General features: G+C 26.2%; 16 protein-coding genes and 1 other RNA gene. 12 read left to right on the forward strand and 5 right to left on the reverse strand.

Annotated elements, in window-relative coordinates; translation table 11 throughout:
- The first annotated feature begins 175 nt into the window (after positions 1–175).
- Genes ABVS04_RS05905 through ABVS04_RS05920 form a run of 4 tightly spaced genes read left to right on the forward strand, consistent with a single transcriptional unit; the run spans position 176 to position 2198 of the window.
- Positions 176–343, forward strand: coding sequence for a hypothetical protein (locus ABVS04_RS05905; RefSeq protein ID WP_368029743.1), 168 nt, complete (start codon positions 176–178; stop codon positions 341–343).
- 11 nt (positions 344–354) lie between these two features.
- Positions 355–564, forward strand: a complete 210-nt coding sequence (locus ABVS04_RS05910; protein ID WP_368029744.1) for a hypothetical protein — start codon at positions 355–357, stop codon at positions 562–564.
- On the forward strand, positions 557–718 hold the full coding sequence (locus ABVS04_RS05915) for a hypothetical protein (RefSeq protein WP_368029745.1): 162 nt from the start codon (positions 557–559) through the stop codon (positions 716–718). Before ABVS04_RS05910 ends, ABVS04_RS05915 begins: the two co-directional genes overlap by 8 nt.
- Positions 719–722: 4 nt before the next feature.
- Complete coding sequence (locus ABVS04_RS05920) at positions 723–2198, forward strand: hypothetical protein (RefSeq protein WP_368029746.1); 1476 nt, start codon at positions 723–725, stop codon at positions 2196–2198.
- Here the strand turns inward: ABVS04_RS05920 and ABVS04_RS05925 are convergent.
- The 3 genes from ABVS04_RS05925 to ssrA all read right to left on the reverse strand — a co-directional run bounded on the left by ABVS04_RS05925 (position 2184) and on the right by ssrA (position 5951).
- Complete coding sequence (locus tag ABVS04_RS05925; protein WP_368029747.1) at positions 2184–3863, reverse strand: hypothetical protein; 1680 nt, start codon at positions 3861–3863, stop codon at positions 2184–2186. The genes ABVS04_RS05920 and ABVS04_RS05925 overlap by 15 nt on opposite strands.
- Positions 3864–3934: 71 nt before the next feature.
- A complete protein-coding gene (locus tag ABVS04_RS05930; RefSeq protein WP_368029748.1) occupies positions 3935–5530 on the reverse strand; it encodes a tyrosine-type recombinase/integrase in 1596 nt (531 codons plus the stop codon).
- A gap of 22 nt (positions 5531–5552) precedes the next feature.
- Positions 5553–5951, reverse strand: a transfer-messenger RNA (tmRNA) gene (ssrA, locus tag ABVS04_RS05935).
- Between the two features lie 161 nt (positions 5952–6112).
- On the opposite strand from ssrA, the gene ABVS04_RS05940 reads away from it, so the two are divergent.
- The 5 genes from ABVS04_RS05940 to ppk2 (ABVS04_RS05960) all read left to right on the forward strand — a co-directional run bounded on the left by ABVS04_RS05940 (position 6113) and on the right by ppk2 (ABVS04_RS05960) (position 10864).
- Positions 6113–7306 (forward strand): saccharopine dehydrogenase family protein, encoded by a 1194-nt coding sequence (locus ABVS04_RS05940; RefSeq protein WP_368029749.1) that lies wholly within the window; start codon positions 6113–6115, stop codon positions 7304–7306.
- Between the two features lie 142 nt (positions 7307–7448).
- A complete protein-coding gene (rd, locus tag ABVS04_RS05945) occupies positions 7449–7616 on the forward strand; it encodes a rubredoxin (RefSeq protein ID WP_368029750.1) in 168 nt (55 codons plus the stop codon).
- Entirely contained in the window at positions 7603–8751 is a 1149-nt protein-coding gene (nspC, locus tag ABVS04_RS05950; protein ID WP_368029751.1) for a carboxynorspermidine decarboxylase, read from the forward strand. Before rd ends, nspC begins: the two co-directional genes overlap by 14 nt.
- A gap of 50 nt (positions 8752–8801) precedes the next feature.
- A complete protein-coding gene (gene ppk2 / locus ABVS04_RS05955; RefSeq protein ID WP_368029864.1) occupies positions 8802–9698 on the forward strand; it encodes a polyphosphate kinase 2 in 897 nt (298 codons plus the stop codon).
- Positions 9698–10864: a polyphosphate kinase 2 gene (ppk2, locus tag ABVS04_RS05960; protein ID WP_368029752.1), complete on the forward strand. Its 1167-nt coding sequence runs from the start codon at positions 9698–9700 to the stop codon at positions 10862–10864. The genes ppk2 (ABVS04_RS05955) and ppk2 (ABVS04_RS05960) overlap by 1 nt, the downstream gene beginning before the upstream one ends.
- 9 nt (positions 10865–10873) lie before the next feature.
- Here the strand turns inward: ppk2 (ABVS04_RS05960) and ABVS04_RS05965 are convergent, their stop codons facing one another.
- A complete protein-coding gene (locus ABVS04_RS05965; protein WP_368029753.1) occupies positions 10874–12391 on the reverse strand; it encodes a VWA domain-containing protein in 1518 nt (505 codons plus the stop codon).
- 268 nt (positions 12392–12659) lie between these two features.
- Between ABVS04_RS05965 and tig the strand changes: the two genes are divergently transcribed.
- Genes tig through def form a run of 3 tightly spaced genes read left to right on the forward strand, consistent with a single transcriptional unit; the run spans position 12660 to position 15084 of the window.
- Positions 12660–13961 carry a trigger factor gene (gene tig / locus ABVS04_RS05970; RefSeq protein WP_368029754.1) on the forward strand — a complete coding sequence of 434 codons (1302 nt, stop codon included), beginning with the start codon at positions 12660–12662 and terminating at the stop codon, positions 13959–13961.
- 14 nt (positions 13962–13975) lie between these two features.
- The gene (gene clpP / locus ABVS04_RS05975; RefSeq protein ID WP_368029755.1) at positions 13976–14560 is read left to right on the forward strand and encodes an ATP-dependent Clp endopeptidase proteolytic subunit ClpP; all 585 of its coding nucleotides are present in this window, start codon (positions 13976–13978) and stop codon (positions 14558–14560) included.
- A gap of 8 nt (positions 14561–14568) precedes the next feature.
- Positions 14569–15084, forward strand: coding sequence for a peptide deformylase (gene def, locus ABVS04_RS05980; protein WP_368029756.1), 516 nt, complete (start codon positions 14569–14571; stop codon positions 15082–15084).
- A 29-nt stretch (positions 15085–15113) separates the two neighbouring features.
- Here def and ABVS04_RS05985 read toward each other — a convergent pair whose 3' ends face one another.
- Positions 15114–15491 (reverse strand): hypothetical protein, encoded by a 378-nt coding sequence (locus tag ABVS04_RS05985; protein WP_368029757.1) that lies wholly within the window; start codon positions 15489–15491, stop codon positions 15114–15116.
- Positions 15492–15576: the final 85 nt, after the last annotated feature.

Below are 15576 nucleotides of genomic sequence, written 5' to 3' on the forward strand. Positions count from 1 at the left end.
TATAAGAATACTTTTTAACTCCTCAACTGGCCAAGTGTTTATGCGTTTGGGTGGCCAAGTGCATGCGTCTCAACAATGGGAACTTTTTATAATTCAAGTGAAAAACCTTTAATTATAAATCAATAATAAAAGACCAAAGAGAAAAAATTTCTCTTTGCTTATGAAAGGCTAAAAAATGCTAAATCATTATATAGAAGAATTAAATAATATCTTTTTGGAAAAATTAGAATTTATTGAAAGTGTTGAAGATTATCTAATGTTAAAAAATCAAATAGAAGAGTTGAATAACCATTATAAAGACTTATCTAAATTATTAGATAAAAGATTATTAGAGATATTTTAAAAGGTTAAAAAATGGAATTTATACAAAATAACAGAAATTTTAAAAATATAGTTATTGGTTTATTATCTGTGTTAGTTATATCAAGTTTATTTAATAAAAATAATATAGAAATTAGTTTAAATCAAGAAAAAAAATGTATGAGTTATGAACAATTAAAAGAAATTCAAAAAGATAAAATTGAATCTAATATTATAAAAATAGATAGGGGAAACAATGAATAAGAAAAAAGGAATAACTATTTATTTATATGAAAATGAAGATATAAATAAATATTTTGAATTTAAAAAATTAGTTAGAAAAGATAGAGAATATTTTAATATTTCAAATTTTTTCAGGTTAAAGATTATTGATTATGTAGAGAATGGAAGAGGTTGAACCTATGAAAAAAACAAAATATGAGTTTGGTATTTATGATAAATATGGGAACTTAAATGGAGTGTATTTTATAGGAATGTTATTTTTTTTATTCTTTTTATCATTTTTAATTTTACTTATCTTTAAAAATATTATAAAATTACATTCAATAAACATTGAAATTATTTTAAATGGTTTAATTATAGATTTTAAAAGTATGATACAAATTTATAAATTAAATCATTTTTTGGGTTTATTAAGTTCTTTTAAAACATACATTGTTATTAATATTTTAGTAGTAATTTACTATATATATAAAACTTTTTTAAACAAATTTGAGCAAAGAAAACTTGCTAACTATGGGCTAGAAAATTATTATTTAAAAAAGAAGTTAAAAGACGGTTATGTTTATAATGTAGTCCCTGGTGAAGTTATGGAATATGACAAGTTTTTAAAACAGTTTAATAATATGATACAAAGAAATAAAATGGGTTCTTGTGAAATAAAAAGAGTTGATAAGGTTGGAGTAAAAGTAAGATTTAAAAACTCAACTCCAAGTATTGAAGATTTAAACAAATTAAACCCAAAAGACTTTATGAAAAAAGATTTATTGTTTTTAGGGTTTGAGGGTGGTTTTAAAGAAAAGAGAATTCCTAAATATATAAAGTTTAGTCAATTACCTCATTCTTTTGCTTTATTAGGAACTTCTGGAGGTGGTAAATCTAATACTTTAAATCATATTCTTTTTAGTGTATTTTATAATTTTCATAATATTCAAGAATGTAATTTTATAGATTTTAAGGGTGGAGTAGAAAGCCAACCTTATCAAAACTTAGAAGATAAATTAAAGACTGGTAAAATCTTTACTTATACAGATAATAGATTAGAATTATATAAAAAATTAGTTAGATTAGATATTATAAATAAATCAAGACAAAAACTATTAAAAAAGTATAATAAGAAAAAAATGAATTCAAATTATATTTATGTATTTTTTGATGAAATTGCTGAAATATTGGACTATAAAGCAAGTGATAAAACTGATAAAATTATACAAGATAAATCAAAAGAAATTATTGAGAGTTTATTTAGAACTTCTAGGAGTAGTGGGTTTAAATTGTTCTATGCTACTCAAATATTTACAAGTGTAGGAAGTGGTATTTCTAACTCTATAAAAAATAATACAATTTTTAGAATATTACATAAAACAGAGAGCGACGAGGGTATTCATTCAGTTATTGATAAAGAACCATTAGAAGAAAGAGGTATCAATGTAAAAGAGTTTGGAGTAGGGGAAATGATAATTAAAAATGAAAGTGAATATTTTAATATTAGGACTTTATATATTCCTGATAATTTTACTAAATTTATAAAAATAAACTCTTCAAAACCTAATGAGAAATTTTTAAAAGAAATGAATGAGGTTATTTTACAAACTATAAAAACTTACTCATTTGAGAAAAGTATTTATAGTATGGAGGAGTGTTTAAGACATATTTAAAGATTGAAGTTTATCTTTAAAATCTGACAGTGAATTTACATCTCTTATTGATTCTTTTTCATTATCAAAGTAAGTATCAGAGTATTCTTTACCTATTTTTAATGCTTTTGTTAAAGAGTAAAATATTTGATATTCTCTATTTTCTTTAATTTTCGGAGATAAATTTGAATAAGATTTTTCTTTAAAACACCAGTGAATAAATTTTTCTGATAAGTCTTTTGAATGTTCTATGTAACATATAATATTTAAGTCATATAAAAATTGTAGGAATTCATTGGCAGTAGCTGTAAATTTTGGTCTACTTTTTGAAGTGGAATCAATATATTTTGAATATTTTGAATAAATTTCTAAATATTCATCATAATTAAAACCAGGACGACCATTTAAGAATTCAAAAAACTTTAAGAATAATTCATATTCTTCTTGTTGGTAATAAAATAAAAGTTGATCTTTGATTTCTCCTAAAATATATTGAGAGTAGTTATTTTTGAAAGTATTATTTTCAAAATCTTCAAAGTCAAAAGTTTCTTTATTTATATCAGCAGAAACATTATCTTTTAAAAAATCTAACATAGTAATTATATCTCTTGGTCTATAATATGAAAATCTGAGGAATTGTATAAAAGAAGTGTATTCTTGGAATTTTAACTGATTACTTCTATGTGCGTCAAATGGAAAATAATGTTGCCAGCTATCTCCTAATCCTTTCTTTTCTTTTTGTTGTGAATTTAAAATATTATCAATCATATTAAATAATTTTGAATTTTTGTATTCTTTATATTCAGTTACCCAATTTAATAACACTGAATTACTTCTAATTTTAGTATTAAGATTCTGTAATCCTAATGATTCAAATATATCAGGTCTTACTAATAAGACTATTCTTGCTCTTCCTTTACAATCCTTCATAGTTGGAAAAAAATCATTATTTAATTCCCAAACCGCTGTGGCTAAACCTTTAATACATTCTAAGTAGTCTTCAAAAGGAACATTATCTGGTCTAATATCTATACCATCAATGAATAGAATATGATTGTTTTTGATCTTAATATTACTAATTGCATCTTTAAATTTTTTTTGTATATAAAATAAATTCATTTGAAATCTATTTTTATCAAAAGTTTTGCTTTCTTTTTCTTCTCCTGCTAATGTTGCATGTTTAGATAATAATTCTGCAGATATATTTGATTCTTCAATAAATTGTATAGCTTGTATTATTTCAGGGCTAAATGCTTCATAATAATATTCTTGAATAGCATCATGTAAATATTTAAATTTTCCAAAATTCTTTAATATATCTAAGTTTGGTTCTTTATCATAAATTTCTTCTGATAATAATAAAAGTAAAATAACTTTCCATATTGAAGTATAATCTGATAGTTGTAAGTTTTTTTCTTTTTTTAATGTTATGAATTTTTGATAATCAGTTTCTCTAATAAATTTACTAAAAGCAAAATTATCTTTATATTTGTTATTTGCAAGATATAGTGAATAGGCAGTTTTCCCAGTTCCTTTATCTCCAATTAAAAAACTTATTTCAGGCTGACATAGTTGTTCTAAAAATTCATTTTGTATAAACAATGTATTAAACAATTGTTTTGTTTCTCTTCTCTTATAATTTTCTGCATCAGGGAATCCAAAGTTTAATTCAACAATTTTTTTCATAAAATACCTTTATTTTTAATGATTCCATTATATCAAAAAATAATTTTATTACAAATAAAAAATATTTAAAATCAAAAGTCCATTTTAATATCATTATCTTTTATTGTGTTTAATAAAATGTTTTTATTATTGGATAACAGTTCTATGCTGTTAATGTTGTAGTCTGTATTTTCAAATAAGTCTTTAAAATTTACTTTATTTAATTCTTCTTGTAAGTTTTCATTATCTATTTTAGATAGGTTATAAGTATTAAAAGATAAATTACCTTTTAAACTATGTCCTAGTAATAGTTTAATATATAACTCTTCTATATTATTTTTGTATAATTCTTGTGTAAAGTTTTTTCTAAAAGAGTGAAATACTTTATTTTTATTTTTAATATATTTTCTTATTTGATACATTGTTCTTTTTTGTATTTTATCTACTCTTTTATCGTCTGTTATATCATTGAAGAATAAAAAACTTTCTTCTTTCTTATTCTCTATTAAATTTTTTATTAAAAAATTAAATCTTTTATGAATTGGTATTTTTCTAACTCCATTATAAGTCTTAGATTTTTTTATATCAATGAAATAACCTATATTTGTTTTTAAAATATCATTTATTTTAAGATTAAGTATCTCTTGTATTCTAGCACCTGTAATTATTCCAAAAACAATTAAATCTTTAATCTCTTTTTCTTGTATCTTTTCTAATAATAATTCTATTTCTACTTTGTCAAATTGTTCTCTTATATTTTCAATTTTTTGAAAATTAGAAATAGAGTTTTCAATTTTTTGTTTTAAGTTTTTGATTGTTAAGAAGTAATTACTATAAACATAATCATTATCTAAAAAGTAATTAAATAAAGTCTTATATCTTGTAATATAGTTATCTACTGTCCTTTGATTTAATTTTTCATATTTATCTAAAATTTTATCATTTTTATCAATTAATTCAAAAATATTTTTATCTTTTAATACTTCTTGTTTATTAAGATTAGTAGGAGTATTTAATAAATATAGTTGTAAGTCTTTACAATGTTTTTTATTTATATCTATTAGATTAAATACTTTTATATGGTTAAAGTAATCTATTAAAACTTCAATTTTTTTTATATAACCCTCTATTGTTTTATTGTTTTTATTAGTTAATTTTAAAAACTTTATATATAAGTCTACATGTTTTCTAATGTTGTTTTTTGATTTTCTTGTAGTTTTTAATTCTATATTACTTTGAACTTTTTTAATTCTTCTTTTTTTAATACTATTTATAGTTTTAGTAGTAATATCTTTTATTAGTGCTTTTTCTTCTTCATTCTCAGCATTTATATTTATAGTTGTGTCAGTTCCAAAAATTGTTAATTTTTGGTTTAAACTGAATAGTTCTTCATTTCCCATTTTTCTTATTTCTTCTTTTATATTATTTATTATCTTGTATTTTAGTATATTAGCAATTAAGAAATCAGGTGTTTTTAATGAAAATTGTTGATTTATGTCTTTTTCAAAGTAAAAAACATAATAATAAGTATTGTTTCTTTTACTTAAATATTTACTATTTAATAAATTATGTTTCTTTAAATATCTTCTTATATTACTTAAATCATTTAATTTAGGTTGTTTGTCTTCACTTAAAGTTTGCTTTAAAGGACATTGTAAAGGTGTTGTAAATTGATTATTAAGCCCCATGTAGTGGGCGTTGTAAGTGGGTTGGTGGAGATGTGCGGGATCGAACCGCAGTCTTAAAACAGATCATATAAGCGTCTACATGCTTAGCAGAGTTGAATAATTTCACTTTACAACAGCTCAACTCCCCAGGCAATCATAAAGCTAAGATTTGGAATTTCTCTTTGAGTTTCAATCAACTCCTCAAAGATAATCTATCTAGGGTGAACCAGCATTTATCTACATAGATAGAATCTGTAGTGCCAGTCTCCAAAAGACTCAAGCCCGAAGGCGAGTCAGTAAGTTGTTAAAACTTACGCAGCTTTTGCGTAAGCTGGAGCGTAATTTGTATTATTTGCGTCTAAAAAAAAAGAACCGCGTAACGGCATGTTCAGGCCGACATGCAACTTATACTCACTGCTCTAATCGATGCCAAGTCATCCCCATAACTTAAAAGTGAATTCTACATAACAAATTATTAAAGGAATGTTAATTTGTAATCAAGATGTTATCAATATAGTACTTTGAAACTATTTTATCGAATCTTATATTTAAAAATAGTACAATATTATATAAAAAAATATATAAAATATATCGGAGTGAATAATGAGTAAAAAAGGTATTTTAATTATCGGAGCAGGTGGAGTTAGTCGAGTTGCAACTGTTAAGAGTGCAATGAACATCGACACTTTTGAAAAGATTACATTAGCATCAAGAACAGTTTCAAAATGTGAATCAATAGCAGCTGATATTTTAAAAAATCAAGGTGTACAAATTGATGTAGCTTCTGTTGATGCTGATAATGTTGATGAATTAGTAAAACTAATCCAAAAAGTAAACCCAAAAATGGTTTTAAATGTTGCATTACCATACCAAGATTTAACTATCATGGACGCTTGTACAAAATGTGGTGTTGATTATGTAGATACAGCAAACTATGAGCATCCAGACGAAGCTAAGTTTGAATACAAAGAACAATGGGCAAGAAACGATCAGTTTAAAGAAGCTGGAATAATGGGACTTTTAGGTTCAGGTTTTGACCCAGGAGTTACAGGTGTATTTTGTGCTTATGCTCAACAAAATTTATTTGATGAAATTCACACAATAGATATTATGGATTGTAATGCAGGAGATCATGGTTATAAATTTGCAACAAACTTTAACCCTGAAATAAATTTAAGAGAAGTATCTGCAAATGGTAGATATTGGGAAAATGGAGAGTGGATTGAAACTACGCCACTTGAAATTAGAGTTGATCATGATTATCCAGAAGTTGGAGTAAAACCTTCATATCTTTTATATCATGAAGAGTTAGAATCACTTGTAAAAAACATCAAAGGTTTAAAAAGAATTAGATTTTTTATGACATTTGGAGATGCTTATATTCAACATATGAATTGTTTACAAAATGTTGGAATGTTAGGAATAGAACCTGTTGAACACAAAGGAATGATGATTACTCCAATTGAATTTTTAACTACATTATTACCAGATCCTGCATCATTAGGACCAAGAACAGTTGGTAAAACAAATATTGGTTGTATTATTGAAGGTATTAAAGATGGAAAAGCAAAAAAAGTTTACATCTACAATGTTTGTGACCACCAAGAGTGTTACAAAGAAACAGGAGCGCAAGCAGTTTCTTATACTACAGGGGTTCCTGCAATGATTGGTTCTAAATTACTTTATAAAGGTATTTGGAAAGATAAAGGTGTGTTTAATATCGAAGAGTTTGATGCTAAACCATTTATGGAAGAGTTGATGACTCAAGGTCTTCCTTGGAAAATCCTAGAATTATAAATTAATTCTTTTTTCCATACTCTGCGTTGAAGATTTAATTTTAATCGGTCGTTTACTAAATGTAAACTCTCTCATAAAATTTAATCTTCGCCTTGATTATGAAAAAAATCTCTTAATTTAAATTTATTCAAAAGGAATTAACGTGAAAAAATATATTTGTACAGCTTGTGATTACATTTATGACCCAGCAATAGGTGATCCTGATTCAGGGATTCAACCAGGAACTGCATTTGAGGATTTACCAGATGATTGGGAATGTCCAGATTGTGGTGTAAGTAAAGAGGATTTTGAGCCACTTGAAGACAAATAATTTAATAGTAGATAGTTTTGATAAACTACCAAGTCCAAGTTATGTATGTGAAGAAAAACTTTTAGAAAAAAATTTAATACTTCTAAAAAGAATTCAAGATGAAGCAGATGTTAGTATTCTTTTAGCACTAAAGGGTTTTGCTCTTTGGTCAACTTTTGATTTATGCAAAAAGTATTTAAAAGGATGTTGTGCATCTGGCCTTCATGAAGCAATCTTAGCAAAAGAGGAGTTTGGAGGTGAGGTTCACACTTATTCTGCTGCTTTTAAAGATGAAGAGATTGATGAAATTATTTCATTATCAAATCACTTAGTTTTTAACTCTTTTAATCAGTTAAAAAGATATAAAGATAAAGCTTATGGAAAAGTTTCTTTAGGTATTCGATTAAATCCTGAGTACTCAAGTGTTGATGTTGATTTATATAATCCTTGTGCACCATTTTCAAGACTAGGAACTACAAAAGCAAATTTTGATGAATCACAATTAGAGTTTTTAGATGGTTTTCATTTCCATGCACTTTGTGAACAAAATGTTGATGCTCTAGAGGGTGCATTAGCAGCTTTTGAAGATAAATTCTCACAATATTTTGATAAATTAAAATGGGTAAATTTTGGTGGTGGACATCATATTACTAGAGCTGATTATGATGTTGAGGGTTTAATTAAGCTTTTAAAAGATTTTAGATCAAGATACCCACATTTAAAAGTTTATTTAGAACCAGGTGAAGCAATAGGTTGGCAAACGGGTTATTTAGTAGGAACTGTTTTAGATATTGTTAATAATGGTATGGATTTAGTTATTTTAGATACATCAGCAGAAGCTCATATGCCTGATACTTTAGCTATGCCATATCGTGCAATGGTTAGAAACTCAGGACTTGCAGGTGAAAAGAAGTATACTTATAGATTGGGTGGAAACACTTGTTTAGCTGGTGATATTATTGGAGATTACTCTTTTAATGAACCTTTAAAAGTTGGAGATAAAATCATTTTTGAAGATATGATTCACTACACAATGGTAAAAACAACTACCTTTAATGGTATAAAATTACCATCAATAGTTGTAAAACATAACGAAGAATCTTACCAAATTATAAAAAACTTTGGATATAATGATTATAAAGTAAGACTTTCTTAGGAGAATGAATGGGGCAGGAGAGGAAAATAATTGATAATGAATTTTCAGATATGGAAGAAATAGATACTGAAAAATCTTTAAAGCACGATTATAAAGAGAAAAATAGAGATAGAGAGAAATTAGAAGAAAAAGAAGAAGATGGACGGAAAAAGATTCAAATTTGGGTTAGAAAAGAAACTTTAGATTACGAAAGAGAATTAACTAAGCTTCAAATTGAGCTTTTAAAGCTTCAAAATTATGTAAAAGAAAAAGGTCTAAAAATTCTTATGATTTTTGAGGGTAGAGATGCTGCTGGTAAAGGTGGAACTATCAAAAGAATTACAGAACATCTAAATCCAAGAGGTGCAAGGGTTGTAGCTTTAGAAAAACCAAGTGATATTGAAAAAACACAATGGTATTTTCAAAGATATACACAATATCTTCCTAGTGCTGGAGAAATAGTCATGTTTGATAGATCTTGGTATAACAGAGCAGGAGTCGAGCCTGTAATGGGATTTTGCACAACAGAAGAACACCATGAATTTTTAAGAGAAGTTCCTGAGTTCGAAAAAATGCTTGTTAAGTCAGATATAATTTTGTTCAAATTTTACTTCTCTGTTTCTAAAAAAGAACAGGCAAAAAGATTTAAAAAAAGAGAAATCGATCCTTTAAAACAGTTTAAACTCTCACCTGTGGATAAAGAATCACAAAATTTATGGGATAAATATACAATAGCAAAATTTTCAATGTTAATGGCTTCAAATACAGACGTAGCCCCATGGACTGTAATTAGAAGTGATAATAAAAAAGCAGCTAGATTAAATTGCATAAAATATATTCTATCTCATGTAGATTATGAACGTAAAACTGATGATAAAATATTTGAAATTGATAATGAAATTTTAATTACTGGTATTGAAGAAATAGAAAATATGGAACAAGACCATAAATTAGCAAGGTTAGCCTAATGAACTTAAGTGATTTTGAAATAACAACTCATAGTGGATTATATGTTTCTAAAGAATCCCATCCAAAATATGGGAAAAAGTATATTACTAGATTTCAACATGATAAAAAAAGATATGTAAAAGTTTTAGGTTATAGTCTAAGAGATAAATTAAATGTAAAAAATGCATTTGATTTAATGCAAAAATATAAAGACTCAATAATTGAAGAGCCAGCTGAAGCAGTAGTTGAAGTAGCAATAAAACAATCAGTTGAGAAATCAAAAGAAAAAATAAAAGTACAGGAAAAAAAAGTGTTAGAAAAAAATAATATAGAATTTGCAAAATTAAAAGAAGAAAATGATTTTTTCAAATCTATATTAGGTGATTATCATAAGTTAAAACCAGAAGTTTTAGCAGAAGGTATTCAAAAAATTCATGATTTGGATGCTTTAAAAAAATATCAAATTGAGCTTATAAAACTTCAAAATTATTTAGAAAAAGAAAATAAAAGAATGATTATTCTTTTTGAGGGAAGAGATGCTTCCGGAAAAGGTGGTGCTATTAGAAGAATCACAAGATATATGAACAATAAACATTACAGAATTGTAGCTCTTGGTAAACCTGATGATACACAAAAAAACCAATGGTTCTTACAAAGATATATTGAACATTTTCCAACAGGTGGCGAAATAGTTTTATTTGATAGATCTTGGTATAATAGAGCAATGGTTGAGCCAATTTTTGGATTTTGTACACCTGAAGAGCATGAAATTTTTATGGAAGATGTGGTTAATTTTGAGCAAGATTTAGTAAGACAAGGAATGATTTTGATTAAACTTTATTTCTCAGTTTCTAAAGAAGAGCAAAAAAGAAGATTTGATAGAAGAATAGAAGATCCCTTGCGACAATGGAAATTTTCAGAAGTTGATATGCAAGCTCAGGATTTATGGGATGAATTTTCTGAAAAAAAATATGAAATGCTAAGACGAACAACTTCTCGTGCTGCCCCTTGGCATATTGTAAGAAGTGATGATAAGCATAAAGCAAGACTTGAGGCTATGAAAATAATTTTAAATTCTGTTGATTATGATGGAAGAAATTATTCATTAGATTTTGATCCAAACGAAACTGTTAATATTTCTGTTCAAAAAGAACTTTTACAAATGAGAAAATCAAAAGATTATTAGTCTTTTGATTTACCATGGTTTAGAAATGGAATCTTCATTTGAAGATTCCATTTTTTTTAGTAAAGAATTTGTTTTTTGATTTTCTAATTCTTTTAGCCATTTTTGTTCTTCATAATCAGACATAATATTTTGTTTTCTAATATCTTCTTCTCTTTGTTTTTCTTGTTCTTTTTGTGATTTTTCTTGATTTTTATTTTCTTTATTATCAGATTTTTTAGAATCATTTTCTTTTTGTTTTTCTTGTTTCTCTTTATTTTCTTTTTGCTTTTCATCATTTTGCTTTTTGTCTTGATTCTCATCTTTATTTTTATTATCTTGATCTTCCAATAATTTTTTTACTAAGTCTAAATTTTCTTTTGTATTTTTATCATTTTTAAGTTTTAATGCTTTTTCATAGCTATTTATTGCATTTTGGAAATCTTTATTTTGTGCATATGAATTACCTAAATTATGTAATTTTTTGAACCCTAAATCATTATTTGAAGTTTCTATGTTTTTATAAAGTTCAATAGCTTCTTTAAATTTATTTTCTTTGTAATATGAATTTGCAAGATTATAATCTCTATATTCATTAGAATCTAATTTTTTAAATTCATTAGATGATTTATCAAATTTATTATTTTCATAGGCTTTTTTTGCTTCTTTTATAGTATTAAAATCTAAAATAGAAGATGCATTTAAATTTAAATTTGAAGTAAAAATCAATGATAAAAAAACTATTGAAAGGGATGATTTATTTTTTTTTAAAGTTGGTAAAGAAGAAAAGGCAATTAAAAGTAAAAAAATACCAAGAGCTAGTGGATAATAAAATAGTTCTATATATGATTTATATTTGGCATTATCAAATTTTTCTTTTTGTGATTTTGAATTTATATCATTTAATATTTGGTTTATATCATCATTATCAAGGGAATAGTTTATATACCCACCATTCGTTTTAAGACTTAATTCTTTTATTGATTCATTTAATTTCACATTTACAATATCGCCATCTTTGTTTGTCAAGAAATTTCCATCATTTAGTTTTATTACTGAACCCTGAGGCGTAGCAAGTGCCAGAGTATATATGTTTATTTTATTTTCATTTGCAAATTTAATTTCACTATCAAAGTTTTCATTATCACCACCATCCGTTAATAAAATTAGATTTTTACTTGAATAATCTTTTAAAAGCTTTTGAGTTGTTTCTAAGGTTGAAAATATATTTGTGCCATTGTCAAAATTTATTCCTGTATCAAGATTATTTATTAAAAGTTTTAATGAAGAAAAATCTTGAGTAACAGCAGAAAGTAAAAAAGATGTTTTTGCAAATAAAATAACGCCAATTGCTTCTGTTTTAGAAGTATTAATAATATCTAATAGTTTTCTTTTTGCAAATTCTAGTCTATTCGGATAAATATCAATGGCATTCATTGACTTTGAAACATCAATTGCTATTACAACAGCATTTAACTCAGATTCCACATCATTGATTTTTTCATTTGTAACAGGTCTTGCAAGGGCAATAATCATAAAAATTAAAGCCAAAAATAGAGTTATACTTCTAGACCTATTGGAAAAGTATTGATTTGAAACGCTTAGTTTTTCTAAGGCCTTCTTTGAGAAATAAGTGTCTAGCTTACTTTTTTTTGTAACTATAAAATACATCAGTACAAAACTAGGTATTAACATCAAAAAAAGTACATTCAAGTAGATAAAATACAATCTAAACTCCTTTAAAAAGAGTATTTTAGTAAATGCTTAGTTGTTTTTAGATAAAATCACTGTTAAAATTATAACAATCGGAGTAAATTTAATGGAATTTAACGCAAATAGAGTTGATGGAGCAAATGCAGTTATTACTGCTACAGTTACAAAAGAAACAATTGAATCAAATTTAGACAAAGTAGCTAAACAAGCTGCAAAAACTATGAATGTTCAAGGTTTTAGAAAAGGAAAAGTTCCTGTAACTGTTATTAAGCAAAGATTTGCTGAAAAATTAAGAGAAGATGCTGAAGGTGATGCTTTAAGAAAAGTTTTAAATGATGGTATCAAAGAATTAGCAATTGCAAGTGAAGATTTAATTGGTGAGCCAAATATTTCTAAATTTGATAAAAAAGAAGATGGTTCAATTGAAGTTGAAATTGCAATTGCTTGTAAACCAGCTATTGATTTAGGTGATTATAAATCTTTACTTCCAGAAGTTGCAGAAAAAGAAATTGATGCAGCTGATATTGATGCTAGATTAGAAGAAATCTCTAAATCATCTGCTCCATTAGCAAAAATTGCTAGAAAAAGAGCTGTAAAAGATGGTGACCATGCTGTTATTGATTTTGAAGGTTTTGTTGATGGTGTTGCATTTGAAGGTGGAAAAGCTGAGAAATATCCATTGCATGTAGGTTCTGGTTCATTTATTCCTGGATTTGAAGAGCAAGTTATTGGTATGAAATATGAAGAACAAAAAGATATCATTGTAACTTTCCCTGAGTCTTACCAAGCTAAAAACTTAGCAGGTAAAGAGGCTACTTTTAAAGTAACATTACATGAAATTCAAGAAAAAGCAGCAGCAGAGTTAAACGATGAATTTGCACAAAAAATGCTACCAAATGAAGAAAATGTAACTATTGATACGTTAAGAGAAAAAATTAAAGAGCAAATGAAATCAGAAGCTATGGGTAAATATTATAGAGAAGAATTAAAACCTGCATATTTAGAAACTTTAGTTGAGAGAATAGAATTTGCATTACCAAATTCTGTAGTTGATCAAGAAATCAATTATGCTTTAAATAATAAAGTAAGATCAATGGGTGAAGATGAAATTAAAGCTTTACAAGAAGATCCTGCAAAAGTTGAAGAAATCAGAAATGAATTAAAAGAAGATGCAGTTAATTCTGTTAAAGCTACTTTTATAATTGATTCTTTAGCAAAAGCTGAAAATGTTCAAGTAAGTGATCAAGAAGTTATGCAAGTTCTTTATTATGAAGCAATGCAAATGGGACAAAACCCACAAGAAGTTGTGAAACAATATCAAGAAGCTGGATACTTACCAGCTATTAAAATGTCTATGATTGAAGAGAAAGTTATCTCTAAATTATTAGATGAAAAATTAGGAAAATAATTATAGGAATGAATATGAGTTATATACCATATGTAGTTGAAAAAAGCGGTAGAGGGGAAAGAAGTTACGATATTTATTCAAGACTTCTTAAAGATAGAATTATTATGTTAAGTGGAGAAGTAAATGATGCTGTAGCTTCAACTATTGTTGCTCAGTTACTTTTTCTTGAAGCTGAAGATCCAGATAAAGATATCTATTTATACATAAACTCTCCAGGTGGAGTAATTACAAGTGGTATGTCAATTTATGATACTATGAACTATATCAAGCCTGATGTTTGTACTATTTGTATAGGACAAGCAGCATCTATGGGTGCATTTTTATTATCAGCTGGAGTAAAAGGAAAGAGATATTCTCTTCCTAATTCTAGAATAATGATTCACCAACCATCAGGTGGTGCTCAAGGTCAATCAACTGATATTCAAATTCAAGCTAAAGAGATTCAAAGAATGAAAGATAGTTTAAATGCAATGATTGCAGAACAAACTGGAAAAACTATTGAAACTATTGAAAAAGATACAGAGAGAGATAATTTTATGAGTGCTGATGAAGCTTGTGCTTATGGTTTAATTGACGAAGTTATAACTAAACATAAATAAGAATTGCTATGATTAGAGAAGTTATAACTTATCCAAACAAATTACTTCGATTAAAATCAAAAGATGTGGAGCAGTTTGATTCCAAACTGCACACTCTTTTAGATGATATGTATGAAACAATGATGGCTCAAAGTGGTGTTGGATTAGCAGCAATTCAAGTTGCAATCCCATTGAATGTTTTGATAATCAATTTACCAAATGAAGAAGATATTCAAGACAAAAATGATTTAATTGAAGCTATTAATCCTGTAATCACTCATAAAGATGGAACTCAAATATTTACTGAGGGCTGTTTAAGTGTTCCTGGTTTTAGCGAAGATGTTACAAGAGCACAACATATAATAGTTGAGTATTTCAATAGATTTGGTGAAAAACAGACAATGGAATGTGAAGATTTTTTAGCAGTTGCGTGGCAACATGAGATGGAACATCTTGCAGGTCATTTATTTATTGAAAATTTATCAATAATAAAAAGAAAGAAGTTTGAAAAAGAGTGGAAAAAGAAGTTAAAAGATAAAAAATAATTTATTTTTTATCCTTTATTTCTTTTTTATTATTCAAATCCCTTCTGTGATATGTTAAATATCAAAGAAAACATTATACTATTTGCTACAATCCAGATTAACCAAAAAAACAATTTTTCAAAGTTTGTAAAGAAAATTTCTTTAAATAATAAAGGACAAGATTTTACAGCTAAAAATAGATAAATAAGTGTTCCAATTATCATTGTATACTTGTTTTGTGAAGCAAATAATATTGTGATAAGTGATATAAATGGTGTAAAAACTGTTAATGCAAAAAACTTTCCATATACTTTTCTTTTTCTATCTCCATTAAAATATCCAATAGTATAACCACATTTAGGGCAAACAGTTCCAAGTCTTGATAGTATTTCATGATTGCATTCAGGGCAATTTGTAAGTGATGACATAAGTTAAAATTCCTATACTTTTTCCATATTATAGCAAGTGAAGTTAAAATAGAGTATATTTTATTTAAGGCTCTTTAATATATAA

Origin of the sequence: Arcobacter sp. s6 (assembly GCF_040884245.1) — a bacterium.
In the GTDB taxonomy this organism is placed as follows: Bacteria; Campylobacterota; Campylobacteria; order Campylobacterales; family Arcobacteraceae; genus Aliarcobacter.